This is a genomic window from Roseicitreum antarcticum, assembly GCF_014681765.1.
GTDB classification, from domain to species: domain Bacteria; phylum Pseudomonadota; class Alphaproteobacteria; order Rhodobacterales; family Rhodobacteraceae; genus Roseicitreum; species Roseicitreum antarcticum.
The window spans coordinates 1,020,309-1,042,314 of sequence record NZ_CP061498.1; the positions used below are offsets into that span (position 1 = coordinate 1,020,309).

42 protein-coding genes and 1 tRNA gene are annotated in these 22,006 nt (G+C 60.5%); 32 read left to right on the forward strand and 11 right to left on the reverse strand.

The window, feature by feature from the left end; genetic code table 11:
• Positions 1 to 217 precede the first annotated feature (217 nt).
• From H9529_RS04815 to H9529_RS21310, 7 genes are all read right to left on the reverse strand, one after another.
• The gene (locus H9529_RS04815; protein ID WP_190305713.1) at positions 218 to 625 is read right to left on the reverse strand and encodes a YdaU family protein; all 408 of its coding nucleotides are present in this window, start codon (positions 623 to 625) and stop codon (positions 218 to 220) included.
• A 247-nt stretch (positions 626 to 872) separates the two neighbouring features.
• Positions 873 to 1,565, reverse strand: a complete 693-nt coding sequence (locus H9529_RS04820; protein ID WP_190305714.1) for a hypothetical protein — start codon at positions 1,563 to 1,565, stop codon at positions 873 to 875.
• A gap of 54 nt (positions 1,566 to 1,619) precedes the next feature.
• The gene (locus tag H9529_RS04825) at positions 1,620 to 1,823 is read right to left on the reverse strand and encodes a hypothetical protein (RefSeq protein WP_190305715.1); all 204 of its coding nucleotides are present in this window, start codon (positions 1,821 to 1,823) and stop codon (positions 1,620 to 1,622) included.
• Positions 1,824 to 1,875: 52 nt separating this feature from the next.
• Positions 1,876 to 2,571, reverse strand: a complete 696-nt coding sequence (locus H9529_RS04830; protein WP_190305716.1) for a hypothetical protein — start codon at positions 2,569 to 2,571, stop codon at positions 1,876 to 1,878.
• Positions 2,572 to 2,782: 211 nt separating this feature from the next.
• Positions 2,783 to 2,920 (reverse strand): hypothetical protein, encoded by a 138-nt coding sequence (locus H9529_RS04835; protein ID WP_190305717.1) that lies wholly within the window; start codon positions 2,918 to 2,920, stop codon positions 2,783 to 2,785.
• 112 nt (positions 2,921 to 3,032) lie between these two features.
• On the reverse strand, positions 3,033 to 3,368 hold the full coding sequence (locus H9529_RS04840; RefSeq protein ID WP_190305718.1) for a hypothetical protein: 336 nt from the start codon (positions 3,366 to 3,368) through the stop codon (positions 3,033 to 3,035).
• Positions 3,368 to 3,670, reverse strand: a complete 303-nt coding sequence (locus H9529_RS21310; protein ID WP_143033596.1) for a carph-isopro domain-containing protein — start codon at positions 3,668 to 3,670, stop codon at positions 3,368 to 3,370. The genes H9529_RS04840 and H9529_RS21310 overlap by 1 nt, the downstream gene beginning before the upstream one ends.
• Positions 3,671 to 3,691: 21 nt before the next feature.
• Between H9529_RS21310 and H9529_RS04850 the strand changes: the two genes are divergently transcribed.
• From H9529_RS04850 to H9529_RS04990, 32 genes are all read left to right on the forward strand, one after another.
• The gene (locus H9529_RS04850; protein ID WP_092893008.1) at positions 3,692 to 4,276 is read left to right on the forward strand and encodes a LexA family transcriptional regulator; all 585 of its coding nucleotides are present in this window, start codon (positions 3,692 to 3,694) and stop codon (positions 4,274 to 4,276) included.
• Positions 4,277 to 4,287: 11 nt separating this feature from the next.
• Positions 4,288 to 4,869, forward strand: a complete 582-nt coding sequence (locus H9529_RS04855; protein WP_092893010.1) for a hypothetical protein — start codon at positions 4,288 to 4,290, stop codon at positions 4,867 to 4,869.
• 112 nt (positions 4,870 to 4,981) lie between these two features.
• Positions 4,982 to 5,353, forward strand: a complete 372-nt coding sequence (locus tag H9529_RS04860) for a hypothetical protein (protein ID WP_190305719.1) — start codon at positions 4,982 to 4,984, stop codon at positions 5,351 to 5,353.
• Complete coding sequence (locus H9529_RS04865) at positions 5,353 to 5,544, forward strand: hypothetical protein (protein ID WP_092893046.1); 192 nt, start codon at positions 5,353 to 5,355, stop codon at positions 5,542 to 5,544. The genes H9529_RS04860 and H9529_RS04865 overlap by 1 nt, the downstream gene beginning before the upstream one ends.
• Positions 5,545 to 5,613: 69 nt before the next feature.
• Entirely contained in the window at positions 5,614 to 6,291 is a 678-nt protein-coding gene (locus tag H9529_RS04870; RefSeq protein ID WP_190305720.1) for a hypothetical protein, read from the forward strand.
• On the forward strand, positions 6,291 to 6,674 hold the full coding sequence (locus H9529_RS04875; RefSeq protein WP_190305721.1) for a hypothetical protein: 384 nt from the start codon (positions 6,291 to 6,293) through the stop codon (positions 6,672 to 6,674). Before H9529_RS04870 ends, H9529_RS04875 begins: the two co-directional genes overlap by 1 nt.
• Before the next feature lie 5 nt (positions 6,675 to 6,679).
• Positions 6,680 to 7,132: a hypothetical protein gene (locus tag H9529_RS04880; protein WP_092892966.1), complete on the forward strand. Its 453-nt coding sequence runs from the start codon at positions 6,680 to 6,682 to the stop codon at positions 7,130 to 7,132.
• A gap of 33 nt (positions 7,133 to 7,165) precedes the next feature.
• Positions 7,166 to 8,026, forward strand: coding sequence for a hypothetical protein (locus H9529_RS04885; protein WP_092892968.1), 861 nt, complete (start codon positions 7,166 to 7,168; stop codon positions 8,024 to 8,026).
• Complete coding sequence (locus H9529_RS04890) at positions 8,026 to 9,249, forward strand: recombinase RecT (RefSeq protein ID WP_223814296.1); 1,224 nt, start codon at positions 8,026 to 8,028, stop codon at positions 9,247 to 9,249. The genes H9529_RS04885 and H9529_RS04890 overlap by 1 nt, the downstream gene beginning before the upstream one ends.
• Complete coding sequence (locus H9529_RS04895) at positions 9,221 to 9,592, forward strand: hypothetical protein (protein WP_190305723.1); 372 nt, start codon at positions 9,221 to 9,223, stop codon at positions 9,590 to 9,592. The genes H9529_RS04890 and H9529_RS04895 overlap by 29 nt, the downstream gene beginning before the upstream one ends.
• Positions 9,585 to 9,743 carry a hypothetical protein gene (locus tag H9529_RS04900; protein WP_190305724.1) on the forward strand — a complete coding sequence of 53 codons (159 nt, stop codon included), beginning with the start codon at positions 9,585 to 9,587 and terminating at the stop codon, positions 9,741 to 9,743. Before H9529_RS04895 ends, H9529_RS04900 begins: the two co-directional genes overlap by 8 nt.
• Positions 9,744 to 9,885: 142 nt before the next feature.
• Positions 9,886 to 10,398 (forward strand): DUF2303 family protein, encoded by a 513-nt coding sequence (locus tag H9529_RS04905; protein ID WP_190305725.1) that lies wholly within the window; start codon positions 9,886 to 9,888, stop codon positions 10,396 to 10,398.
• A 60-nt stretch (positions 10,399 to 10,458) separates the two neighbouring features.
• Positions 10,459 to 10,638 carry a hypothetical protein gene (locus H9529_RS04910; RefSeq protein WP_190305726.1) on the forward strand — a complete coding sequence of 60 codons (180 nt, stop codon included), beginning with the start codon at positions 10,459 to 10,461 and terminating at the stop codon, positions 10,636 to 10,638.
• Positions 10,635 to 10,952 carry a hypothetical protein gene (locus tag H9529_RS04915; RefSeq protein WP_190305727.1) on the forward strand — a complete coding sequence of 106 codons (318 nt, stop codon included), beginning with the start codon at positions 10,635 to 10,637 and terminating at the stop codon, positions 10,950 to 10,952. Before H9529_RS04910 ends, H9529_RS04915 begins: the two co-directional genes overlap by 4 nt.
• Positions 10,915 to 11,115 (forward strand): hypothetical protein, encoded by a 201-nt coding sequence (locus tag H9529_RS04920; RefSeq protein WP_190305728.1) that lies wholly within the window; start codon positions 10,915 to 10,917, stop codon positions 11,113 to 11,115. The genes H9529_RS04915 and H9529_RS04920 overlap by 38 nt, the downstream gene beginning before the upstream one ends.
• Complete coding sequence (locus tag H9529_RS04925) at positions 11,112 to 11,366, forward strand: hypothetical protein (RefSeq protein ID WP_190305729.1); 255 nt, start codon at positions 11,112 to 11,114, stop codon at positions 11,364 to 11,366. The genes H9529_RS04920 and H9529_RS04925 overlap by 4 nt, the downstream gene beginning before the upstream one ends.
• On the forward strand, positions 11,363 to 11,560 hold the full coding sequence (locus H9529_RS04930; RefSeq protein WP_092893057.1) for a hypothetical protein: 198 nt from the start codon (positions 11,363 to 11,365) through the stop codon (positions 11,558 to 11,560). Before H9529_RS04925 ends, H9529_RS04930 begins: the two co-directional genes overlap by 4 nt.
• Positions 11,557 to 11,760, forward strand: a complete 204-nt coding sequence (locus H9529_RS04935; protein ID WP_092893055.1) for a hypothetical protein — start codon at positions 11,557 to 11,559, stop codon at positions 11,758 to 11,760. Before H9529_RS04930 ends, H9529_RS04935 begins: the two co-directional genes overlap by 4 nt.
• Positions 11,744 to 12,415: a hypothetical protein gene (locus tag H9529_RS04940; protein WP_092893053.1), complete on the forward strand. Its 672-nt coding sequence runs from the start codon at positions 11,744 to 11,746 to the stop codon at positions 12,413 to 12,415. Before H9529_RS04935 ends, H9529_RS04940 begins: the two co-directional genes overlap by 17 nt.
• A 94-nt stretch (positions 12,416 to 12,509) precedes the next feature.
• Positions 12,510 to 12,641 (forward strand): hypothetical protein, encoded by a 132-nt coding sequence (locus tag H9529_RS21075; protein WP_263399444.1) that lies wholly within the window; start codon positions 12,510 to 12,512, stop codon positions 12,639 to 12,641.
• On the forward strand, positions 12,638 to 12,949 hold the full coding sequence (locus H9529_RS04945; protein WP_190305652.1) for a hypothetical protein: 312 nt from the start codon (positions 12,638 to 12,640) through the stop codon (positions 12,947 to 12,949). The genes H9529_RS21075 and H9529_RS04945 overlap by 4 nt, the downstream gene beginning before the upstream one ends.
• 339 nt (positions 12,950 to 13,288) lie before the next feature.
• On the forward strand, positions 13,289 to 13,429 hold the full coding sequence (locus tag H9529_RS04950; RefSeq protein ID WP_190305730.1) for a hypothetical protein: 141 nt from the start codon (positions 13,289 to 13,291) through the stop codon (positions 13,427 to 13,429).
• Positions 13,426 to 13,572, forward strand: coding sequence for a hypothetical protein (locus H9529_RS04955; protein WP_190305731.1), 147 nt, complete (start codon positions 13,426 to 13,428; stop codon positions 13,570 to 13,572). The genes H9529_RS04950 and H9529_RS04955 overlap by 4 nt, the downstream gene beginning before the upstream one ends.
• Positions 13,569 to 14,360 (forward strand): DNA cytosine methyltransferase, encoded by a 792-nt coding sequence (locus H9529_RS04960; protein ID WP_223814297.1) that lies wholly within the window; start codon positions 13,569 to 13,571, stop codon positions 14,358 to 14,360. The genes H9529_RS04955 and H9529_RS04960 overlap by 4 nt, the downstream gene beginning before the upstream one ends.
• Positions 14,361 to 14,368: 8 nt before the next feature.
• Positions 14,369 to 14,539: a hypothetical protein gene (locus tag H9529_RS20620; RefSeq protein ID WP_223814298.1), complete on the forward strand. Its 171-nt coding sequence runs from the start codon at positions 14,369 to 14,371 to the stop codon at positions 14,537 to 14,539.
• Entirely contained in the window at positions 14,536 to 15,501 is a 966-nt protein-coding gene (locus H9529_RS04965; protein WP_190305732.1) for a DNA cytosine methyltransferase, read from the forward strand. The genes H9529_RS20620 and H9529_RS04965 overlap by 4 nt, the downstream gene beginning before the upstream one ends.
• Complete coding sequence (locus H9529_RS04970; RefSeq protein WP_092892530.1) at positions 15,494 to 16,189, forward strand: hypothetical protein; 696 nt, start codon at positions 15,494 to 15,496, stop codon at positions 16,187 to 16,189. The genes H9529_RS04965 and H9529_RS04970 overlap by 8 nt, the downstream gene beginning before the upstream one ends.
• Positions 16,182 to 16,589, forward strand: a complete 408-nt coding sequence (locus H9529_RS04975; protein ID WP_092892532.1) for a hypothetical protein — start codon at positions 16,182 to 16,184, stop codon at positions 16,587 to 16,589. The genes H9529_RS04970 and H9529_RS04975 overlap by 8 nt, the downstream gene beginning before the upstream one ends.
• Positions 16,586 to 16,861, forward strand: a complete 276-nt coding sequence (locus H9529_RS04980) for a DUF4031 domain-containing protein (RefSeq protein ID WP_092892534.1) — start codon at positions 16,586 to 16,588, stop codon at positions 16,859 to 16,861. The genes H9529_RS04975 and H9529_RS04980 overlap by 4 nt, the downstream gene beginning before the upstream one ends.
• Before the next feature lie 306 nt (positions 16,862 to 17,167).
• On the forward strand, positions 17,168 to 17,473 hold the full coding sequence (locus H9529_RS20625; RefSeq protein ID WP_223814299.1) for a hypothetical protein: 306 nt from the start codon (positions 17,168 to 17,170) through the stop codon (positions 17,471 to 17,473).
• A complete protein-coding gene (locus H9529_RS21315; RefSeq protein ID WP_143033562.1) occupies positions 17,470 to 17,751 on the forward strand; it encodes a helix-turn-helix domain-containing protein in 282 nt (93 codons plus the stop codon). The genes H9529_RS20625 and H9529_RS21315 overlap by 4 nt, the downstream gene beginning before the upstream one ends.
• Positions 17,637 to 18,620: a tyrosine-type recombinase/integrase gene (locus H9529_RS04990; protein WP_223814352.1), complete on the forward strand. Its 984-nt coding sequence runs from the start codon at positions 17,637 to 17,639 to the stop codon at positions 18,618 to 18,620. The genes H9529_RS21315 and H9529_RS04990 overlap by 115 nt, the downstream gene beginning before the upstream one ends.
• 55 nt (positions 18,621 to 18,675) lie before the next feature.
• Here H9529_RS04990 and H9529_RS04995 read toward each other — a convergent pair.
• The 4 genes from H9529_RS04995 to truA form a co-directional block, all read right to left on the reverse strand.
• Positions 18,676 to 18,752, reverse strand: a tRNA-Arg gene (locus tag H9529_RS04995).
• A gap of 161 nt (positions 18,753 to 18,913) precedes the next feature.
• A complete protein-coding gene (locus H9529_RS05000; protein ID WP_092892882.1) occupies positions 18,914 to 20,116 on the reverse strand; it encodes a cytochrome b/b6 domain-containing protein in 1,203 nt (400 codons plus the stop codon).
• 264 nt (positions 20,117 to 20,380) lie between these two features.
• Positions 20,381 to 20,968: a YceI family protein gene (locus tag H9529_RS05005; protein WP_092892884.1), complete on the reverse strand. Its 588-nt coding sequence runs from the start codon at positions 20,966 to 20,968 to the stop codon at positions 20,381 to 20,383.
• Positions 20,969 to 21,191: 223 nt separating this feature from the next.
• Complete coding sequence (gene truA, locus H9529_RS05010; protein ID WP_092892895.1) at positions 21,192 to 21,986, reverse strand: tRNA pseudouridine(38-40) synthase TruA; 795 nt, start codon at positions 21,984 to 21,986, stop codon at positions 21,192 to 21,194.
• Positions 21,987 to 22,006: the final 20 nt, after the last annotated feature.

Below are 22,006 nucleotides of genomic sequence, written 5' to 3' on the forward strand. Positions count from 1 at the left end.
TCCTTGGCCCTCAACATTGCCTCTTGTTCCCGGCCTTGGGTTCTGGGTTTTCGTGGAAAATTTATGATCTCTTTTTCCCGCCCCCCTGGGGGGGCTAAGGGGGGTTCTTTTATACTTGGACTCTTGGTCTCTTGGGTAGGTTGTTCCCCGGAATGCCGCTGTAGTTTCCGTGGTTGCATCTTGATCGTTATTTTTCAGTGACTTATATGAGTTTATGTCAGAACTGTCTGCTCTTGCTGCGTTCCCTCAGGGAACGCAGCGCGTTCCCTGAGTTCTCCGATCCCCTTTTCCGGTCACTTTGGTCGCGCAAAAACTTCTCTGTTTTGGTCGCTTCTTTGGTCAGTCTGACGTTGGTCCAGTACCCGTTTTCGACATCGAAAAATGGCTCCAGCGCTGGCCGGATTCGCGCGCGCCACATCTTCTGTGAACACCGCGCCAAGCGTGCCAGCTTGCGGTCATCATCGGGCATGTTCAGTTCTTCGCGGGACCACATCGCATAGAGGATCAGGTGATAGGCGCCGAACTCGTCGGCTGCCAAATCCATCGTATCCCGCACAAAAGCATCCACCCAGATCGGGCAGGCATACTTGGTCCGCGCCTTCTTGGGGTTGTAGTCTTGGCTCAAGATTTTCGCCTCCCGCCTTTGCCTTCAAGACGTGCAGGGGTGGGCGACCACATCCACCCGCGCGCCGCTGCCACGGGTCAGCTTCCGCCTGCGCGTCATGATTCCTTCGCGTCCTCCGTCATCGCCGCGATCAAGGCCTCTTGTCTTTCTTCATCGGAAACACGGCCTCGATTATGATGATGACGCCCCCATCTGGCGGTATGTCCGTGGAACTGGTGACCCATGTTGAACCTGCTGTCATCGACCTTCATTGCGGCGGCGATGCCGTCCTGGCGTGCTTCAATGAGCCTTTCATGTTATCCTTTGTCGGCCGGATCTTGTTGGGTTCGAAGAAATGCCCTGTCAGCTGCCATTTCGCCTTCATGTGTGTGGTGGACATTGCGCAGCATCGCTTCCCGGTCAGCACTTGGGCTATTTCCCGGTATCTCTTGATATGCGGCTGGCACTTGCTCCAATGGTTGCCCGAATGAAATTCGGGAACACCTGCTTTGGCGGCCATGGCAGGATGATGCGCATCGGGGGTAATTTCACTTCGACCGCTCCGAATAGCCAATTCAGACATCTTCTGGCCATGCGCGCTCCTCGATGAACTGTCGATCGGCATGGTGGGCTTCCACCCGCCATTGTGCTTGCCAGAGGGGCCACGCTCTCTTTTCGGCAGCCCCATTCTGCGGACCGCGTTGCCGACCGTTTGCGAGTGGTCTGAACCGAAATATCGTGCAATTTCTGACAGGCTGACACCGGCCAGGTACATTTCCTTGGCCAATGTCGGATCGACTATGGTTTTGCGAAGTGTGCTGCGCGGTGGCAGCCCCATGCGCTTGGCATGCCAGCTGCACGCTTGACGAGTAAAGCCGATTGTTTCGGCGATCTTCGCTGTAGGCACCTTGTGGTTGCACCATAGCTTGGCGAAGATTTCTTTGTTGAATTTTGCTGGCATCACACACCCTCGAATTACCCCCGGTGCGAACCGGGGGCTTTGCAAAAAATCAGATCACGCCGCCTGCTTGCCCGTGTCGGTCAATTCGACATGCGTCGAACCGCGCGCGTTCGGGCGGCCACTTGCTTTCACCAGGCCCATGGCCTTGAGCTTTGCCGCGGTAACGGCACTGATCAGTCCGGCGCCGTCTTTCAGGGATACGAGCGCGGCCTTCTGCTTCTCGGTGAGTGACAGGTCGTTCATGGTCTCTTGGTTCACGTTGGCCTCCTTGGGGTTATTTGCGCGGAACACCCGCCGCGCCGGGATTGGTTCACTGCAACAAATCAGGCTGTCGCCAGTCGTGCCGGTCGAGCCAGCGAAAATCGGGGTGATTGGATTTGGTGTCGCGCGGGTCATCGCGATCCCACACGAACCACGCATTGCGCTGAGGTGGTGAGCCTTCGCCCGTAAAGTCCAGCTTCCAGCGCATCAGGTAGCAATAGCTGAACGGGTTGGCGTCAAGCAGCGCGCCAAGCCCATTCGCGCGGGCCGCTGGCCAATCCCATGACAACAGCAGGGCGCAGTACCGCCAATCATGCAAATTGAGCGTGTGGTGCAGCCAGCGGCCATGGCCATCGCGCGCATTGATCAGGTTGTAAGGCGGGTTGGTGATGATCGCCCGGCCCCGGCTGCGATAGCAGGAGAAGTAATCAGCCGTCCAACTATCGGGACACCCCCGGTCGATCAGGTCGGATGCAGAGCATGGCAGGCCGAAGGCGCGTATCTCACGCACCATGGCCCCATCGCCGCAGGCTGGTTCCCAGACTGACCCCAGCGCGCGCAAGCGATCGCCATCGGCATGCAGCAGGGAACGCACGGCTTCCGGCTGGCCGGTGGCGTAGAAGTCATGCTCGCGGCGCTGCTCCACCGGCCTCGAATGCTTTGGCAAGTCCAACGCAAGGCCGGGCCCTTTCAGGACCGGCTTTGCCTTGGTGGCGCGAAACAGGGATTTTGCGCTTTGCGTCATACCGCGCCCTCCGCGACATCTAGCTGAGGGCCGATAAGTTCACCGTACTTGTGAACCGCCTGCCAGTGGCCTCGGCATTGAATGCCAAGGTCACCGAGCAGGTCCAGCGTGTGACATGGCCAGTCATCGGCAGAAATGTGGGCGCAGGACATCTGATACTCGACGCTTGCTCCGCGAAAGGGGCATGTCTGGCATTTATTCGCGGCTCTGATCATGCCAACACCCCGGCCGGGATGCACAGCACCACCGCGAACAAGCGCAGATGCATTGCCATCAGCTCACACGCGATTGAGCTGTCTGTAATCACGACGCTGGCGCCGGATGCAGAGGCTATCAAAAGGGCGATCATTCTACCCACCCCGCGCGCGTTTGGATTGCAATGACGCCGCCCCGGCGCAGGGAGGAGGAGGCACCGGGGCGACTGGCCGCGCGGGAGGAGTGCGCGGTGTTAAGTGGGCGGATCATGCCGCCACCGATTTCTTGAAGGCCGGTTTGCCGGGGATAAGCCCATCTCTGGCTACGTCGACAACCCAGCCGCTTGGGCATGATGTGCCATACATCCACAGACGTGCTGCTTTTTCACTGACGCCGAAGTCTGCGCCCAGTTCCGTGCTGTTTTCCCAATTCTCACGACAGTAGGCCGCCCATTCTTCGGGGAACTCTCGGCGGGCGCGGTGCGGATCAAACAAGCGCCTGGAGAATTTTCCGGCGAGAAGGTCGGAAAAGCTACCGGACGACACGTCCAGAGGTTGCGTGCAATCTCTTAGGAACACGTTTTGCGAGGGAAGAAATGACATTACGACACCCCAGTGTGCTGCTGCGTTTTTTGCTGCTCACAACGTGCAAGCAAGCTTTGCCGCAAGTCGAACAGATCCTGCGGGGTAACTTCAGTTCCAGCCCCGCGAGAGGCGGACATAATCTTCGCGTCGTATCGCGCGGGTATCGACCCTCGGTTGAACCAATTCCGCACAGTCGTCTCACCCTCGCCAATTGCTCGGGCGAGATTGGCTGCGGAGCCCCAGATGCTGATAAGCTTGTCTTTGTTCATGCGACACAAATTGAATTGCGCCGAGCCGCTTGTCAACACCCTTTGTGTCATTTTGGGTGTTAGGAACTCACCATGGACATGCACACGAGATTGAGAGAAGCGCGCGAACGCGCCGGATACGCCGATGCGGCCAGCGCGGCGCGCCGCTTTGGGTGGGGTGAAACCACATATCGTTCACATGAGAATGGTCAGCGTGGCTTCAAGCTGGATAAGGCCGTCCAATATGGAAGAGCCTTCCGCGTATCCCCCGAATGGCTACTTCTTGGAAAGGGAGACGACCTGAAGAAGCCCGTTTCGCTCGTGGGCTACGTCGGAGCTGGGGCAGAGGTCTTCGCGATAGATGATGGCGGCGCGCTTGACGAACTTGAGCCGCCTCCCGGGATCGGGCCGGACGCGGTTGCTGTTGGTGTCCGAGGAGATAGCATGTTCCCGCGCTACATGGATGGCGATATTCTTATCTATGACAGGCACATCTTTATTGACCAGGCAGACGGCCAAGAGTGCGTTGTGGGCCTGATGGACGGCAGAAAATTCGTCAAGATCGTGCGAGCTGAACCTGATGGAACGGTAACACTAGAAAGCTGGAATGCGCCTCCAATGAGGCGTATGGAGTTTGAGTTTCTCGCTCCAATTTTGTGGGTGAAGCGGAAGCCGTGAAGGGGAAGCCTATGTTAAGACTGAATTTTGCAATGGCAGCGATGAGTTCACTCTTCCTTTCCTCCGCAAGTCATGCCGACGTTGCCGTGTGGAAAGAGAACGTCGGTGGATGGGATATCTTTGTCGACCGAACCGTGGACGATGCATGCTTCATGATAGGCCTATTCGAGAGTGGGACATTCATTCGGTTACAGGTTGAGATGGCCGCCCCAGGAATCACATTCTATATTGGGAACGAGGAATGGCAGTCGATTGAACATGGAAAAGCCTACGATATGTCGGTCCAGTTTGGCTCACGGACGCCTTGGACCGGCGAGGCATACGGTTTTCTGTGGGATGGCCTGCCGTCAACGGGTATGTTTGTTTCCTTCGCCAATGGCCGCGCTGACCGCTTTTTGGAAGAATTCCGTCGAATGCCAGGGGTGCGGGTCCGCTACCAGGGATCGCAGATTGCCAGTATTTCGCTGAGGGGTTCCTTCCAAGCCGTTGGTGAGCTTTACGATTGCGTGGGTGAGATGCTTTTGGCCCGTGAGAACGCAGCGACCGATCCATTCTCTGAGAGAACACCAATCAGTAACGATCCGTTCAGGTAACTGATTGAGCGAATCACGGCGCGTAAACTTTTCTGAGATTGTGCGATACAAAAAGTGTTGACCTGTCTCGATGCGACACATAAAGTGTCACCATCATCCGATGGAGGCACACATGCGAGACCACCCCCCGAAAGACATTCAATCACTCGGCCACACGGTTGGGCCTGACGGCGCTGGCTGGGCCATTGACCCTGACGGCTCTGCGGAGTTCGGCACACTGTCGCTGCGTGACAGCGCTGCGGACCACAGCGCCGTTGCCCGGCAGGCTGAGGATTTCAGTAATCCGTTCGCCGACACCGATCTGCGTCAGCAGGCTGAGCGCGAGGCAGAGGCAATTCAGCGCGCCATCGTCAGGCTGCGCTTCATCGCTCTGTTTTTGATTGCTGCCTTGGCGCTTTGGCTGGTTTTCCTGCCATGGAGCGCCGCAGCCCTCGGCCAGACGATCAGTAATTACCAGACACCGAACGCAGGGGTGCCTTGGTAATGAGCGCCCCAGCCCGCACCCCGCTTGATGCCGCATTGCGCGCGCTGAACGCTGCCGCATATCTCGCGGCGCATGAGGCGCGCATGGCAAAAGACCCCCGCGCCGATGATCTCAAGCGCATGTCGCTGCAAACCGACGATCTGGTTGATGGTCGTTCCGTGATGCAGGCGCGCCAAAAGGAAAATTCTTGATGGATAACCCAGCCCTCACGGCAGGATCTGAGCCATGTTGTTCGTCGCGTCCCGAAAGATGTCCGCACATTGCTTTCCAAGTTTCACGGCACCCTGTTCCTCGGTGGTGGCTTTGTTCGCGCCGTGGTCGCGGGGGAACAGCCTTCCGATGTTGATCTGTTCGGGCCGAGCAAGGAATTGCTGACCAAGATCGCTGAGGAGTTGCAGGCGTCACGCGGCGGCAAGCAGTTCTGCCGCCTTCATCACACCAGGAACGCAATCACGGTTATATCCATAGGCCGTATCACGGTGCAGTTCATCACGCGCTGGGAGTTCGCAGATGCCAAAGCGCTGGTAAGCTCTTTTGATTTCAGCGTTTGCCAAGCTGTCATTTTCCGTGACGGTGGCACCAAAAAATCGCCTTGGTCTTCGGTCACCGGTCCCCGCTTCTATATTGATCTTGCTGCGCGCCGGATCCACTACACCCACCCCGTCCGCGAAGAAGAGGCCGGGGGTAGCCTGATGCGCGCACTCAAGTATCAGCGGCGCGGATATGTCATGCAGATCGAGTCTTTGGCTGGCGTGGTGTCGCGGCTGGTCGCAAAGCTCGACCCCAGTAAAGTCGACACGAAGGATGAAGGCGCAGTGACGCGCATCATGCTTGGGCTGCTGCAAGAGGTTGATCCATCTATCGCCGTTGATGGGCTTGAGATTACTGATGATCATGAGACCCCAATTGAAGGGTTCTCTGAGGCGGATCAGTCGTGATGCTGATGCGCCAGCCCACCACTGCCCGTGTCGCTTATGCGTGGCACCGCGACTATGTCGCCGGTCTCTGCCCCGAGCAGCATGACGGTGACCCTCAGTGCGGCTGGTACAAGGCGCGCCTGATCAGTGGCGGGCCATGGGTATCAGCGCGCGTCTGGCTTGAACGCGACATCGACTTTGAAACCGGCGAGTTGACCGGCCCAGAGCAGTATGTCTGCGAGGTCGATGGTCAGCGCCGCGATCCATACCGGATGTGGACGTATCTCAAGCCCATCACGAAGGCTGAATACGACAGTCTCAACCATCGCATCAGTATGATCCCTGCGATGCGCGCCACCTTGGCGAAGGTCGATCTGACCAAAACCCCCATGCTGCCGGAGTAAGAGAAATGATTACCAAGGAGACCGCAAAGAAGCTGGGCGATTGCTACACGAAGCTCGATGCCCTTGATCGGATCATTACCAATTTTCAAGACGATCTCATCGAGAACTTGCGTAACATCGCGGAGTGCGAAGCTGCCAAGACGGACTGCTTGTCGACCATCGGTGAACTGGGTGGCGAGGTTCCTTCTGCTGAACGTAAGCGGCAACACTACGAAGCCGAACGCACAGCGCACCCGAAGGCCGCACAGCACCGCTGGGCGATCATCCACGACCCGACGCCCGGCGGACGCCAAAACGAAGACGGGTCTCGCAACTTTTCGTTGCGCTTCCCGGTCTTGTTGCTGACCGATTATGTCGACGATCCCGAAACTGTCGCGATCAGCGTGGCCAAAGCCCTGAATGAGGCGTTTGAGCGCGAAAAGGCTCTGCGGCCCAAAGTGGCTGAAAGCGCCGCCTAACCTTCACCCTCAAAAACCCAAGGAGACCAACCAATGAACGACCTTTCTGGATTGCCCGACCGCCTTCACAATCAGCCGCCTGAGGCGATTGTCATGCCGACGCTGCCGGGCGAAGCCACCCTGGAGCAGGTGAAGCGCGCGAAAGAGGCGGCTGAGGCGGCGCGCACTAAGGCCGACGACAAGCAGGCAGCCTATGACGATATGGCCCATGCTGAACTGAATGCGCACGTCTCAGTGTTCTGCGATGCCGCTGGCAAATGGCTGGACATCAAGACGGTGCAGACCGTCGATCAGGCGGAACGGCTGACCGACTTCATCACCGGCGCCCGGGGGCTTTTCAAGCGCGTCGAGGACGCCCGGAAGGCAGCGAAGAAGCCTTGGGATGATCTGGGCGCGGAGGTGCAGGAAGCCTTTACCCCGCTGACTGCCAAGCTGGATAAGCTGGGCAAAACCATGAAGGCCATGCAGGGCGACTGGCTGCGCCGTGAGAGCGACCGGCTTGCCCGCGAGAAGGCCAAGGCCGAGGCCGAGGCACGCGCGGCGCGGGAAGAAGCCGAGCGCCTGGCCCGTGAGGCGGCGGAACGCAACGACATCGCCGGTCAGGTGGAAGCCGAGGCTGCGCTGAAACAGGCCAATAAGGCCGAGAAGGTTGCGGCCAAGCCGGTCAAGGCGCGCGCCGGGAGTGCCACGGGCGGCGGCCGGGCCATGGGTATGCGCAAGATCAAGGCCGCAAAGATCACCAACATCCGGGCCTGCTTTGCCTATTTTCAGGCTGACCCGGCAGTTTCAGAGTTGCTGACGCGCCTCGCCACGGCGGCGGTGCGGTCGGGCGAAATCACCCAAGATACCGCGGTCATTGCCGGTATCGACATCATTGAAACGGAAGGTGTGTAATGGCTGGTACGAGCATCAAGACCCTGCCAATCCGGCAGTTGCAAAATGTCGATCAGTTGCTGATCAACGACAACGCCCGGCAACAACTGTCGATGGTTGCAGCGAAGCACCTGAACCCTGAGCGTATGATGCGCGTCGTCGCCAATGCGATCCGCACCACGCCGAAACTGCGCCAGTGTGAGCCTTTGAGCTTTCTTGGCGCGCTGATGCAGTGTTCGTCGTTAGGTCTAGAGCCAAACACGATACTTGGCCACGCCTATCTTGTGCCCTTTGATAAGAACGTCAAAGGCCCGGATGGCCGCTGGCAAAAGATACCCCAAGTTCAGCTGATCGTTGGCTACAAGGGCCTGATCGATTTGGCACGGCGTTCCGGGCACATCACAAGCCTTTCGGCCAACATCCACTACTCCGACGACGAGCTGTGGGAGTATGAGGAGGGCACCGAGGCACGCCTTCGCCACCGGCCCGGTAACATGGAAGGCCAGAAGCTGCACGCCTATGCCATCGCCAAATTCAAGGATGGCGGCCACGCCTATGTGGTCTTGCCTTGGGCGCATGTGATGAAGATCCGCGACGGCGCGCAGGGTTGGCAGAGTGCCGTGAAAATGGGCAAGACCGAAGACAGCCCGTGGGCAAAGCATGAAGACGAGATGGCGAAGAAAACCGCTATTCGCGCGCTGTCCAAGTATCTGCCGCTTTCGGTCGAGTTCATGGACGCCATGGCGGTTGATGAAGTCGGGGCCGATTATCGCGGCTTTGCCATGGACCCAAGCGGCGGCGTTGCTCAAACCGATGGGGACTACATCGACGGCGAAGCCGAAGATGGCGACGCCGACCCGGAGACGGACCAGTCAAAACCCGATCAAGAAAAGGCGGGGCGTCAAGAGGCTGAAAAGCCGAAGGAAACTGCGAAGGCCGAGGCAAAACCCGCCGAACAGGCGAAGCCCGATCAAGAAAAGTCGCAGCCCTACGACACCCGGCCCTCGCGCACCAAGAAGCAGGAAGCATCCAGCGGCGATCAGTTGCCGCTGGATCAACCTTCGCCCCAAATGACCGCTGCCAATCGCATGGCCGATCAGATCATTGGTGAAATCAATGACGGGGTTCATCCCGATGAGGTCTACGACCTCTTCCGGGACCAGATCGCCAACCTTGAGGCAAACCCCGAAATGAGCCCAGTTCTTGAACGGATTAATGCCGCTTTCGACCAAGCTGGAAACTGAAAAACCACGACCAAAGGAGAACGACGTGTCGGATGGAAACAGCCATTTTTTGATGGCGATAGGGCGGATTGATGGCGGGCTTGCCATCGAAACGGCGGATCAGGCGTTGAAAGACGTGATCGCCGCCGTCCAGCGGAGCGGCAAGAAAGGCAGTGTCACTGTCTCGCTTGATGTTTCGCCAAACGGTGAAATGGGCTTTGCGGCATCCGCAAAAGTCACTGCGAAGGCCCCGCAGTCAATTTCGGCCAGAGCTTCTTTTCATGGGCGGGACGGCGCGCTGACGCGCGAAGCCCCCAGCATGCAGCAGCTTGGCCTCATGGATAAGGAGAAAACCCGTGGCTGATAAGACAGAGTTTCAGGCAAAGATCGAGCACAACCTTGCGCTGGCCTCTATGGGCGGTGTCGGCTTCGACAGAAATGCTTATGGGCAGTATGCAGTTGTCCCGGATGGCCACCAACTTCAGTCTTTGGAGGTTTCAGGATCGCCCCAATAACATCAAAACCGATCATCGGTTTGTTTCGGCAAAGTCTTTTTCGTAATACCTGACCGGTTCTTCACGGACTCATGCTGATCACAGCGTCATCAGACAAGGCGCAAATGTACGCTGTGATCGACTATCATGATGCAGATCCAGAGTGCGGGTTGTCCTGCCAAGCCATGGCGCGCACAAGGCCATTTATACCGCGCGCAAAACTGACAAGATCAAGGCGTGGCTGTCGATGTGCAACACACCGCTGGGTCAGATCGACTTTGGTCTGTTCCTGGAAGAACGCGCGGTTGACGTGATCCAGCCAATGGCGGCGGAAATCATGGAAATGGTGATGCAGTTCGAGGCCACCAAGAAGGTGGAATTTAAGAGCAGCACGCGCCTGGCCGACGGTTCCCGGCAGTTCAGCTACGTCGAGGATAACCAGACGCGCGGCGGGATCACACTGCCTGACAAGATCATCGTTCGCGCGCCGATCTATCAGGGTATGGAGCCCCAGGACATCAAGTTCCTGCTGCGCTACCGGATCAACGAAGGGTCTTTGAAGTTCACCATCAAGATGCACGACGAGGAAGAAGTCTTGCGAGATGCCTTCGAGCGGTGCGTGGACGCCGTGCAGCACGACGTTAAGCCCACCCAAACCGTCTACTGGGTCGAGTAACCGGAAAACCCTCGCGCGCCGGGTCATTCCGGCGCGCCTGAGCAGCAATAGGAGCAGCATGTGGCCCATAACCTGACAGAGATTCACAGGATCGCGGCGATTGTCGCCAGCCAGAATGACCACCTGCTCCCAATTTTTGAGCGCATGGAGGAAATCATGGCTGAACATGAAGCGATCAAAAGCAAAGACGCGGTTCAGATCGCCAGAATGAAGCTGATGAAGCTCAAGGCGGCGGCATGATCTACCGCAAGTATGAGTTCCCAATTGTCGATCAGACTGCAAAGGTCTGGTTTGTTGAAATCCCCGGGCGCCAGAAGACCGCCCTGCATGACGAGATGATCCCAAAATCCGTGAATGTCATGCTGGGGCTGGTCTCGCGCAAGCTCCCGACAGGTTTGATCGAAACGCACATCCAGCTGGCAGTACCGGAAAACATCGCTGACGCGGCCTATGCCGATCAGCCGCGCGGCCCTGTGGTCGATCCCCATGAAATCGAAAAAGCAAAGGAATATGGCAATGACATCCACCACCCAGGCTGTCGTAGACCTGCATGAAGCAGCAATGCGGGCGAAGTATCTCGCGGATGAGGCAGGCGACAGCCGCCTGTTTCACCTGCGCCAGATCAGCGCCTACACCGGGCGTCTGGTCGAGGGGGTGCCACCCAACCCGGCACCTGTGTTTCACAGTGTGCGGGCGATTCATGGGAGCCGGGCATGACCGAACAGCACACCCCAACCGAGGACCAGATCGCAACTGTGATCGAACGTACGGGCGGAGATCCTCGCAAGCTGGCGATAGCCTATCTGCGCGCCCAGAAACGCGCGCGCGATCCCGAAGTGTATGCGGGCTTCATGGGCGACATCACCGATCTGTCGATTGCCACCTTGAAAGGCAGCGTGCCGGAGGCAATGCGCGCCGTCGAAAGGGCGGAGCGTCGCGTCAAGACGCAAAAGGAGGTTTCGGAGTGATCGCCACCATCCCCGCCACCACATCATACAGCAGCGCCGCAGCCCCACCCGCGCGCGTAACGCTGCCTAAGGCGCAATTCATCATCCCGCACGACGACCGCAGCGACACAGCGCCCCGTGGTGCGCCGATCCGAGCCAATCGCGGCTACCGCGAAGATCGGGTGATCGACTGGGCTTGGAGGTGCGCGCGATGACGCCTGACACGCTCACAGACGCTTTGGCCCGCGCTCAGGACACGATCACGGCGTTTGAGTCCGCATGTCGCAAAATCCTGCCGCTGATCGAAGCGGCAAGTCGAGAAGAAGTCACGGATGTCGCCGACTGGGACGAGGCGGAGGACATGATCCGCGCGGCGATGGATCACAAAGGAGTAAATCATGAAGCTACTGCGTGAAGCACACCTGAAAATAGAAACACCTGCTGCGATGGCGCTGCGTCCCGTCGATCACCGGGGCTTCCCGGTGCCGTGGTTTGTCACGAAGAGGACCGAGGCTGGCCTTTGGGATTTAGTGAATATCGAACGCAGTCGGATGCTGGAAGCGATGCGCTTTGAAAAGTGCTGGGTAAGCGGCCAGAAGCTAGGGCGCTACAAGGCGTTTTGCATTGGTCCCATGTGCGCGATTAACAGAACCGCCGGTGATCCACCGACGCGGAAAGACATAGCCCTGTGGTCAGTTCAGGTTTGCCCGTTCATGTCACGACCAAGGGCGCGGCGCGCGGCGCGCAACGAGGATCAGCAGATCGAGGGTGCAGGCGTCGATGGTGTCGGCATCATGCGCAACCCCGGCGTGACTGGCGTCTGGGTCACAAGCAACTCCGAATATCAGCGGGGAAGGGGCTTTTACCTTGGCGATCCTATCGAGGTGACATGGTGGGCAGAAGGCCGCCCTGCCACCCGAGACGAGGTATTAGCTTCGGTCGATAGCGGCATCCATCACCTTGAAAAGTTGGCGCGCGATGAAGGCGAGTACGCAATGAAAGCGCTGGCCTTTTATCGGCGCCGCGCTGAATCGCTATGGCCCGCCCACCCCCCGGAGCCACGCCAATGACCTACTACAGCGAACGCCTCAACTCCACCAGCGGCTGGGTATCCCAACTGACCTCCACACGGGCAGGCACAACCCCACACACGGAGACAAAACAATGCTGACGAAAAACACCGAAATCTTGCGCGCCGAAGTTGAACGCCACCTTGCCGCCGATGCACTTGTCAAGGGCCGTTACTGGACAGCAGGCTCTGGCGCTGCGCATGACACGAAGGAGATAGGCGCATGACAGAAGTCAAGATCATCTTCGCCTCAACCCGCGCCGCCGAAACCGCGCTGCGCGGTGCAGGGCTCAGTATCGGCAGCCGCCAAGGCAGGAGCCCGCGCGGCATACTGTTTGGTGACTACCTGATCGCCAAGTGGCGAAATCTGACAATGCACGAACGCAACGCTCTGCATGGCGAGCTACTGATGCACTCGGACCTAGATCTGGTGAAAGCAAAAATCCGCGCGGATCGCGTGCCGCCCGATGCGCTGGCATTCCTGCAGCTGGCGGCAGAGTCGGCTGAACGCCTGAAGGAGGGCGGGGATGAATGATCCCGAGGCCGCCTATGGCGAGATCGCCGTGAAATGTGTCCTTTCCGATGGTCGATGGCGACACTTGCCATGGCCAGCATACGCGGCCACAGCGAAAATCATGGCACAGCGTGGCGACCTTGACGCCACCAACAGCGTCGGTCGGCGAGTGTATCGCCTGCCGCCAAAAACTCCCTCCGATCAAACCCCTCACCCCCCGGAGCCGCACCCATAACCTACTACAGCGAACGCCTCAACTCCACCAGCGGCTGGGTATCCCAACTGACCCCGACCCGCACCGCTGACGGAGAGATCATCACCCTGCGCCGGGTCCAGGAAATCCCCGCCGACTGGTCGCACATGGGTGTCGGTGCAATGCGCGCGCGGATCGCGGAACAGGAAGCGCATGCAGCAAAGCTGGCCGATGAGGCGCGCTGCGAGGCCGATGGATTCATCACGGTGTACCGGGTGCACGATGCCACTTTTACGGGGTTTAAATGATGGACAATGACATGATGCAGATCCCCGGCTGGGAGGCGCTGATCGACGCCACCGGCACGGACGACTGCGCCACGGGCTGCGGCTGGTGGATAGTGCCCAGCGTCCTGGGTGGCGCGGCGATCTGGGCATGGGTGCTGACATGATGGGCCCCATGATTATCGACAGCTTCGCAGGCGGCGGCGGGGCATCCACCGGCATCGAGGCGGCGCTTGGCCGCAGCCCGGATGTGGCGATCAACCACAATGCGGCCGCACTGGCGCTGCATGCGGCCAACAACCCCGAAACCTTGCATCTGGACAGCAACATCTGGGATGTAAAGCCGCTCGAAGTGACGGGCGGGCGGCACGTTGGCTTGCTCTGGGCATCCCCCGATTGCAAGCACTTCTCGAAAGCCAAGGGCGGCGCCCCGCGCGATCGCAATATCCGCGACCTCGCATGGATCGTGGTTGACTGGGCTGAACAGGTCAAACCCGACGTAATCTGCATGGAGAACGTCGAGGAGTTCGTGACATGGGGTCCGGTCGACAATGACGGCCAGCCGATCAAGGAGCTCTCAGGCCAGATTTTTGAATTGTGGATCAAGCGCCTCAAGGCCGCAGGCTACAAGGTCAAATGGTGTGAACTGCGGGCGTGCGATTATGGTGCGCCGACAATCCGCAGGCGCTGGTTTCTGGTGGCGCGACGCGACGGCAGGCCGATCCGCTGGCCGAAGCCGACGCACGGCGATCCCAAAAGCCCGGCTGTGAAGCGCGGCAAGCTGCTGCCCTGGCGCAGCGCAGCCGAGTGCATCGACTGGTCACTGCCGTGTCCCTCGATCTTCGACACAGCCCCCAGATCAAAGCGCTGCATGGTCTGCGCGCCGTGCGCCCACTGGCGAACAACACCATGGCCCGCATCGCGCGGGGCATGCGCGCTATGTGCTGGAGGCTGATCCCCTTCTTGGTCAACCTGACGCACGGCGCACGGTGCGAACCCGCCGATGAGCCGATCCGCACCATCACCGGCGCGCACCGTGGCGAAAAGGCGGTGGTAGTGCCAGCATCGTGGGTTGCGGTGGCCGCGCAGCGCAAAGCCGGGCGCGCGGCGGCTATGAACCACTGGCCACAATGACGGCCAAGGCCGACGCATGCGTGTCGACAGCGTTTCTTGCAACGATGCGCAACAGTCAGAAGCCATGGCAGGGCGCAGACGAACCGACGCACACTATCACGGCGGGCGGTGCAGGTCTGACGCTGATCGTGCCCAGCATCACCCGGTTCAATTCTGGCGCGACTGGTTCTGATATGGCCGACCCAGCGCCGACCGTCACCGCCAACAGTTGGATCAAGAAGCCGGGCGGGGCAGCGCCGCTTGGGTTGCTGGCCCCATATCTCGCCAGCATCGCTCACGGCGACAGTGGCGGCCGCCGCGAATACCCGATGGCCGATCCGCTGGGCACGGTGGTCGCCAGCAGCGTAAAGCATGCACCCTTCGCCGCGTTTCTCGCCCAGCATCACGGCGGGCCCCGAATGGATGGCAACGCGGGCCACGATCCGCGCGACCCTATGTCGACCATCGCCGCCAGCGGCAGCCACCAGACGCCGGTCGCCGCATGGTTCGCCAAATACTACGGCACCGGCGACGGGGCGCGCACCGACGAGCCGATGCACACAGTCACGGTCAAGGACCGCATGGGCCACATGCAGGCCGATCTGGCACCGCCCCCCTTCGCGCCAGAACATGAAGCCAAGGCCCGCGCCGTTGCCGACTTCCTGCGCGCGCACGATGCCTGGGCGGGCGGCGAGTTCGTGACGCTGGAAATCGGCGGGCAGACCTTTGTGGTGGTCGACATTGGCATGCGCATGCTGACCCCCCGCGAGTTGTTCAACGCGCAGGGGTTTCCGGCTGACTACGTCATCGAGGGCGTTTGGCAGGGCGTCGAGACCGATGATCCGACGTTCAAGCCTTTCGCCAAGGACGTGCAGGTCAGCTGCTGCGGCAACAGCGTCTGCCCGCCGCTGGCTGAGGCCATCGTGCGTGCCAACTGCGCCCATCTGGCAGCGAACATTGAACAGGAGGCCGCACATGGCTGATAAGCCAATCATATTCAGCGGGCCAATGGTTCGGGCGTTGCTGGAAGGTCGCAAGACGCAGACGCGGCGGCTTTTGAGGCCGCAGCCATCGAAGCCTTGGGGTTCGGCGTTTCGGGACGGAAATCGCTGGTGGACCGGAGACAGTTTGACCGCAGAGGTCATTGAGGAATGGGCCCTGCGCTACGCCCCCGGCGACCGCCTCTATGTGCGTGAGGCGTTTCTGCGCGGCGCAGCTCATGAGGGTGGCGAGATGATGGAGGCTGAAAGCACATATTACCGTGCAGACGGTGATCCATTTGATAGCTGGTATGACCCTAAAACGGATGCCTACAAGGATCGCCTGCCGTGGAAGCCCTCCATCCACATGCCCCGCTGGGCGTCCCGCCTGACGCTGATTGTCAACGATGTACAGGTGCAGCGGTTGCAGGATATCAGCGAGGTGGACGCATGGGCCGAAGGATGCAAGCGCGGTGAGCCTTGGGACAACAGACAAGGCTACTTCCCCGCCGAAGAACCGGACCCAAGCGGGATCGGTCATGTTGGCTGGGATTTTGCGAAAGAATGGTTTGAGGACCTCTGGAACAGCCTGCACGGCCCCGACGCATGGGATCAGAACCCTTGGGTGGTAGCTGTCAGCTTCACCGTTCACCGTTGCAATATCGACCAGATGGAGGCCGCACATGGCTGATCGCGGCGACTACGAAGGGGACGAAGCGGGCCGCTGCGGCGGCTGCGGGTCTCGCAACATGGTGATGGCAAGCGGCGGAAAGCACGCGGGCTGCATGGACTGTGGGCGCATTCAAGAACCCGAAACACGCGACTGGCCTGAGGCCCGCATGTGCGATAACTGCGCTTTCCGCAAGGGATCACCAGAGCGTGCCGACCCCTTCCGCTGGGCTGAGGTGTCGGAGACCATCACATCCGGCCAGTATTTCCACTGTCACAAAGGACTGCCCGCAAAGCTGGACGCCGACAGCTTGTCGGTATCAATCAGCCCGCCCGATCCGACGCAAGGCCGCGTCACCGTCTGCGCGGGGTGGCTGGCGGCGCGTATAGCTCACTGCAAGAAGATCAAGGCAGCGGAATGACAGTCTATGTCGACGACATGCAAGCCCCGTTTGGCCGCATGAAAATGTGCCACATGATCGCGGACAGCACCGACGAGCTGCTGGCGATGGCTGATCGCATCGGTGTCGCCAGGCGGTGGATACAGCACGCCGGTACGACCCGGGAACACTTCGACATCGCAATGACCAAGCGGGCGCTGGCTGTGCGGCACGGTGCCGTAGAGGTCACGCGGTTGGAGTTGGGCCGGATCATTTTGGCGAGGCGCGCGAAGCCAGCAGAGGTGCAGCGATGACCCAGAACCGCAGCAGCGCCGTAATGCAGCAGCGTAGTGAACCGCACAACAGTCTGGACGACTTCCCTACCCCACCGTGGGCCACGCGGGCGCTGTGTGAGCTTCTGATCGCCCAAGGCTACATACTGCGCACATCCAAGGCTCGGGAACCTGCCGCCAACCGAGGCCATATGGTCCTGCCCTGACTGAATATTTTGGCGCGGTCGAGGCATCCGACATCCATGACTATGGCGCCGGATTCCCGCAATCCGACTACCTGTTCGGCCCGGATCAGGATCCGACCGACTGGACGATCACGAACCGCCCTTGCGGCTGGCCGAGCAGTTCATTTCCCGCGCCTTGCGCACCAGCACCAAGGGCGTCGCAGTGATAGTTCGCAGCGCGTTTCTGGAAGGCGTCGGGCGCAATGATCTGCTTTTCAGCGTCACACCGCCCACGGACATCCTGCAATTCACCGAGCGCGTGGTGATGCACAAAGGAAAGCTCAGCGCCAAGGGCAGCACCGCGACCTCATATTGCTGGTTGGTATGGCAAGGACCCATCGGCAACACCCGCTTTCACTGGATACCGCCCTGTCGCAAACGCCTTGAACGTTCGGAGGATTACCAATGACCGCCCGCGCCCTGACCCCCGAACACGTCGCAGATCGCTGGGAATGCAGCGCTGAGACGGTGCGCAATATGTGCAGGCGGGGGGAGTTGCCACACTTTCGCGTCGGGCGCATGATACGGCTGCGGCCAGAGCATGTGGAGGCTTATGAATGCGCGACTACAGAATCGGACGTCTCAATGGGCGTTTCGTCGTCACATGGCACGAAGATGGCCAGCGGCGGCGCTTCCGTCTTAACGCCACAACAGCGCGCGAAGCTGAGGCCGAAGCCCGCCAGGTAATCATAGAGGCCAGCGCCCCGGCGGGCGCAGCAACCGTTGCCGAGATTTGGGAATTGTACCGATCTGACCGCAAGGGCCGGGTCATTGCCGAATCGATGCGCCACACCGGAAAGGCGATATTGCCCGCATTCGGCCACTTCCTTCCGGATCAGATCACATCGCAGGATTGCCGCAACCAGATCGACGCATGGCGCGTGGACGGCAAGCATGACGGGACAATCTGGACGCGCATGAACCATCTGCGGATTGTGCTGAGCTGGGCGCAGAAAATGCGGGTCATCGAACGCGCGCCCTACATCGAGCGCCCGGAACAGCCCGCCCCGCGCGATCGATACCTTTCACAGGCAGAAGCTGACCGCTTGATCGACGCCGAGGCCGGGCCGCACGTCAAGCTGGCAATCATCCTGATGCTGACCACCGCCGCGCGGGTAACTGCCGCGCTGGAATTAACGTGGGATCGGGTGGACTTCGAGCGCGGGCAAGTCAGACTGGCCACAGGCGAAGGACGCAAGAAAGGCCGGGCTACTGTGCCGATGAACAACACCCTGCGCGCAGCACTTGAATCCGCGCGCATGGCCGCGCTGTCGGATCACGTAATCGAATGGGGAGGAAAGCCCGTCAAATCCATCAAGCGCGGCTTTGCCAGCGCCGTGAAGAATGCGAAGCTGTCGGATGTGTCTCCGCACGTGCTGCGCCACACCGCCGCCGTTAGAATGGCCGAGGCGGGCAGGCCCATGTCGGAGATTGCGCAGTACCTTGGCCACACCAACACGGCCACGACCGAGAAGACCTACGCCCGATATTCCCCAGAACACCTGCGCACCGCCGCCGATTCCTTGGAGTTCACGCGGCTCAAAATCGTGCGCTGAGGTCCATTGAACCAAAGGGCAATGTACCAAATTGCGGCTAAGTCATTGATTTTATTGGTGCACCCAGCAGGATTCGAACCTGCGACCTCTGCCTTCGGAGGGCAGCGCTCTATCCAGCTGAGCTATGGGTGCCGCTGCGCGATGTATACGAACAGATGCGGGCGCTTGCAATCGCGTATTGCCCAGTCATGGAAATTTCGTGGGTTGCACGGAAACGCTGATTAAGGGCCAGAGTTCAATGGCAAGGTGCCCTCTTGCTGCGCAGTTCACAATACCCGCCGCCTGCCGGGTGGCTACTCGTCCACCCGGGTTGCGCTGAGATCGACATTCACCGTCACGTCAAACCCCACGGTTGTCTCATCTTGATAGCTTTCGCCCATGCCAAAGTTGCGCCGGTCCAGCGTGACCGTCCCGGTCATCTGCGCCGTATTCCCCGTCACCGTCAGGTTGAACGGGAGGGACACCGGCACACTGGCCCCAGCAAGGCTGAGCGTTCCCTGCGCCAGATAGCCCTCACCGACGCCCTGCGGCACGATTTCGGCCTCGAATACGGCCGTCGGGTGATTTTCGACGTCAAAAAAGTCCGGCCCCTTGGCCTGCGAGGTCACAGAGCCCAGCGTCAGCGTGTCCACCGCGATCGTTACCGTCACACTGCCATGGGCGCCGTCGCGGGCCACTTCATCGAAGGTGATCGCGGCGGTCCAGTCGTCGAACCTTCCCGTGACAGCACTGCCCAGCTGGCGCACGTCGAAGTTCAATGTCCCGTCGGTAACCTCCCACCCGGTTTCGGGCGCTTGCAGGGCGGTGCGCGATGTTGCCTCGGGCGCTGGGATCAGCGTCAGCGCGGCCCCGGCACCTGCCAGGTAGATCAGCCCTGCGACGGCGACGGGGGCGAAACCATGCCGTTTTGGCGCGGGCACGTTCGATGTGTCGGCGGCGCCGGGCAACATGCGGCGCAAAACGCCGTCGCGGTCCACGACCTGATGCTTCACCGCGCCCGCAATGTGCAAGATCAGTGACACCGCCAGCACCTTGGTGAATAGCCAGTGCAACGCCGCCGCACCGGTTTCCACCGCGGGGGTTTGTGGCACGAACGGCAGGGTCTGGCCAAAGGGCCACCAGATCGGCGCAAACCCGCTGGTGGCGGCGTGATGCACCCAGCCGGTCAGCGGTACCGCCACCAGCGAGACATAGAGCATCCAGTGCACCAGGTCGGCCAGGAATGTCTCCAGCCGCCGTTCGGGATGCATCGGCGCCGGTCGCGGCTGCGACACTGCCCAAAGGATGCGGGCCAGCGCGACAAAGAACAGCGTCACGCCCAGCGTCTTGTGCAACGAGAACAGCGTGGCCTTCGTCGCCAGTTGCTCTGATGTGTCATAACCCCAGTCATTCGCAATCAGCCCCAACGGGAAGGCTGTCAGGATCAGGGCAGCTGTCAGCCAATGCAGGGTTTTTGCGACCCCGCCATAGGTTTGCGCGGTGTTGGACAAAGGCATGACCGGTTTCCTTGGTGGATTGGACTGGGCACGGGTGCCGGGACGAGCGATTAAATTGAACGGGTAGATGCTGCGCCGTATACGACGCGGACGCCGCGAACGCACGATATGCCACCACAGACACCGCCCGATGCGTCGCGGGGGCCCGGGGGGGGCTCAGGGGAGAGCGGGCGCGCGCAAGTTCAACGCGCGCCGGCAGAGCACGGCCACCGCCGCGCCCTGCCTGCCCTACAGGCAAACGCGGCGCGGCGGGTCAGCGGGGTATCATTCGGCTTTCATCGCCTCGACCGAGATCATGATCGATACTTCATCGCTGACGTAGGGCGCGAACATGCCCATGTCGTAATCACTGCGCAGGACAGTCGTGGTGGCGTCGAAGCCAGCCCAGGGCTTACCCTCAACCGGGTGAGCATCCATTACCGCGTTCAGGGTCGCGTCCAGGACGACCTCACGCGTGATGTCGTTCATGGTCAGGTCGCCGGTAATCAGCGCCGTCGACTCGCCGGTCACTTCGATGCCGGTAGAGGTGAAGGTGACCATGTCATCTTCCGACGCGCCAAAGAAATCATCGGTCATGAAGTGGGTGAACCGCTCTTCCCAGCCGGTCAGCATGGAGCGGACGGGGAAAGAAACCGCAACAGTAGAATTCGCCGGGTCCTCTTGATCAAAAGCGATTTCGCCGTCGAAGCCAGAGAACATGCCATAGGTCGTGGACAGGCCGAAGTGGTCATAGCTGAACAGCACCTGGCTGTGGCTGGAATCCAGCACATAGGCCTCGGGTTCGGCTTGGGCGGCGGTGGCGCCGATAGCCAGGAACGGAATCAGCGCGGCGGTACGGATAAACGTATTCATTGGGATACTCCTAGTGGACTTGGTGTTTTTCATCCCGACCCGTATCGCAAAATGTGCCTACACGATCAATTCGCACATATTTTGTATGTCATGTTCGCCAGCGCACAGAAGCCGGTGCCGCATTTTCGGGCAAGCGCGGCTGCGATGCGGATCGCCTCATTGCAATCTACGGCGCATTTGCAATCGGCGCGTGCCTGTTCACCGCACCAGCCGCCTGCGCATCCTAGCCCTGCGCATCCTCACCCGACGCATCATCGAACGGATCGCCCGGATAGGCCACGCCAGTCAGGTAAAGGCCCTGCGGCGGACAGACCGGGCCGCAGGCGGCGCGGTCACGCGCGGCCAGCGCCTGACCGACATCAGCGGGTTGCCAGCCCCCCGACCCCACGCGCTCCAATGTGCCGACGATGCTGCGCACCTGATTGTGCAGAAACGACCGGGCGCACAGGAAGAAGCGGAACTCTGCCCCCTGCGGATAGGGATGCTCAGTGATCTCCAGCGCGTCCAGCGTCTTGAACGGCGACGGCGCCTGACACTGGCTGGCGCGGAAGGTGGTGAAATCATGCCGTCCGATCAGATGCTTCGCACCTTCACGCATCGCAGTCAGGTCCAGCGCGTTGCGCACATGCCAGGCGCGGCCCACATCATGGGTCAGCGGCGCGCGGCGTGCGATCAGGCGAAAGAGATACCGCCGCTCGGTCGCGGAAAACCGCGCGTGGAACCTGTCATCCACCCGCACACAGGCCACCACGGCGATGGGATGCGGGCGCAGGTGGTGGTTTACCGCCTCGGTCAGGCGAAACGGTGTCCAGTCGCGCACCATATCGGCATGGGCCACCTGCCCCGTCGCATGCACGCCCGCATCCGTGCGCCCCGCCGCCGCGATCCCCGGCATCCCGGGGTCGAGGCGACGCAGCGCATCCTCAACCGTGGCCTGAACCGAAGCCTGGTCATTCTGGCGCTGCCAGCCGCTGAACGGTCCGCCGTCATAGTCGATTTTCAACGCGTATCTGGGCATTGCGCGCCGATACAGCGGCG

Excerpts from the sequence above, each read along its gene's own strand:
- H9529_RS04820 (WP_190305714.1), bottom strand. The coding sequence starts at position 1,565 with ATGCCAGCAAAATTCAACAAAGAAATCTTCGCCAAGCTATGGTGCAAC.
- H9529_RS04830 (WP_190305716.1), bottom strand. The coding sequence starts at position 2,571 with ATGACGCAAAGCGCAAAATCCCTGTTTCGCGCCACCAAGGCAAAGCCG.
- H9529_RS04835 (WP_190305717.1), bottom strand. The coding sequence starts at position 2,920 with ATGATCGCCCTTTTGATAGCCTCTGCATCCGGCGCCAGCGTCGTGATT.
- H9529_RS04840 (WP_190305718.1), bottom strand. The coding sequence starts at position 3,368 with ATGTCATTTCTTCCCTCGCAAAACGTGTTCCTAAGAGATTGCACGCAA.
- H9529_RS21310 (WP_143033596.1), bottom strand. The coding sequence starts at position 3,670 with ATGACACAAAGGGTGTTGACAAGCGGCTCGGCGCAATTCAATTTGTGT.
- H9529_RS04850 (WP_092893008.1), top strand. The coding sequence starts at position 3,692 with ATGGACATGCACACGAGATTGAGAGAAGCGCGCGAACGCGCCGGATAC.
- H9529_RS04855 (WP_092893010.1), top strand. The coding sequence starts at position 4,288 with ATGTTAAGACTGAATTTTGCAATGGCAGCGATGAGTTCACTCTTCCTT.
- H9529_RS04860 (WP_190305719.1), top strand. The coding sequence starts at position 4,982 with ATGCGAGACCACCCCCCGAAAGACATTCAATCACTCGGCCACACGGTT.
- H9529_RS04865 (WP_092893046.1), top strand. The coding sequence starts at position 5,353 with ATGAGCGCCCCAGCCCGCACCCCGCTTGATGCCGCATTGCGCGCGCTG.
- H9529_RS04875 (WP_190305721.1), top strand. The coding sequence starts at position 6,291 with ATGCTGATGCGCCAGCCCACCACTGCCCGTGTCGCTTATGCGTGGCAC.
- H9529_RS04880 (WP_092892966.1), top strand. The coding sequence starts at position 6,680 with ATGATTACCAAGGAGACCGCAAAGAAGCTGGGCGATTGCTACACGAAG.
- H9529_RS04885 (WP_092892968.1), top strand. The coding sequence starts at position 7,166 with ATGAACGACCTTTCTGGATTGCCCGACCGCCTTCACAATCAGCCGCCT.
- H9529_RS04890 (WP_223814296.1), top strand. The coding sequence starts at position 8,026 with ATGGCTGGTACGAGCATCAAGACCCTGCCAATCCGGCAGTTGCAAAAT.
- H9529_RS04895 (WP_190305723.1), top strand. The coding sequence starts at position 9,221 with ATGCCGCTTTCGACCAAGCTGGAAACTGAAAAACCACGACCAAAGGAG.
- H9529_RS04915 (WP_190305727.1), top strand. The coding sequence starts at position 10,635 with ATGATCTACCGCAAGTATGAGTTCCCAATTGTCGATCAGACTGCAAAG.
- H9529_RS04920 (WP_190305728.1), top strand. The coding sequence starts at position 10,915 with ATGACATCCACCACCCAGGCTGTCGTAGACCTGCATGAAGCAGCAATG.
- H9529_RS04925 (WP_190305729.1), top strand. The coding sequence starts at position 11,112 with ATGACCGAACAGCACACCCCAACCGAGGACCAGATCGCAACTGTGATC.
- H9529_RS04935 (WP_092893055.1), top strand. The coding sequence starts at position 11,557 with ATGACGCCTGACACGCTCACAGACGCTTTGGCCCGCGCTCAGGACACG.
- H9529_RS04940 (WP_092893053.1), top strand. The coding sequence starts at position 11,744 with ATGAAGCTACTGCGTGAAGCACACCTGAAAATAGAAACACCTGCTGCG.
- H9529_RS21075 (WP_263399444.1), top strand. The coding sequence starts at position 12,510 with ATGCTGACGAAAAACACCGAAATCTTGCGCGCCGAAGTTGAACGCCAC.
- H9529_RS04945 (WP_190305652.1), top strand. The coding sequence starts at position 12,638 with ATGACAGAAGTCAAGATCATCTTCGCCTCAACCCGCGCCGCCGAAACC.
- H9529_RS04950 (WP_190305730.1), top strand. The coding sequence starts at position 13,289 with ATGGGTGTCGGTGCAATGCGCGCGCGGATCGCGGAACAGGAAGCGCAT.
- H9529_RS04955 (WP_190305731.1), top strand. The coding sequence starts at position 13,426 with ATGATGGACAATGACATGATGCAGATCCCCGGCTGGGAGGCGCTGATC.
- H9529_RS04960 (WP_223814297.1), top strand. The coding sequence starts at position 13,569 with ATGATGGGCCCCATGATTATCGACAGCTTCGCAGGCGGCGGCGGGGCA.
- H9529_RS04965 (WP_190305732.1), top strand. The coding sequence starts at position 14,536 with ATGACGGCCAAGGCCGACGCATGCGTGTCGACAGCGTTTCTTGCAACG.
- H9529_RS04970 (WP_092892530.1), top strand. The coding sequence starts at position 15,494 with ATGGCTGATAAGCCAATCATATTCAGCGGGCCAATGGTTCGGGCGTTG.
- H9529_RS04975 (WP_092892532.1), top strand. The coding sequence starts at position 16,182 with ATGGCTGATCGCGGCGACTACGAAGGGGACGAAGCGGGCCGCTGCGGC.
- H9529_RS04980 (WP_092892534.1), top strand. The coding sequence starts at position 16,586 with ATGACAGTCTATGTCGACGACATGCAAGCCCCGTTTGGCCGCATGAAA.
- H9529_RS21315 (WP_143033562.1), top strand. The coding sequence starts at position 17,470 with ATGACCGCCCGCGCCCTGACCCCCGAACACGTCGCAGATCGCTGGGAA.
- H9529_RS05000 (WP_092892882.1), bottom strand. The coding sequence starts at position 20,116 with ATGCCTTTGTCCAACACCGCGCAAACCTATGGCGGGGTCGCAAAAACC.
- H9529_RS05005 (WP_092892884.1), bottom strand. The coding sequence starts at position 20,968 with ATGAATACGTTTATCCGTACCGCCGCGCTGATTCCGTTCCTGGCTATC.
- truA (WP_092892895.1), bottom strand. The coding sequence starts at position 21,986 with ATGCCCAGATACGCGTTGAAAATCGACTATGACGGCGGACCGTTCAGC.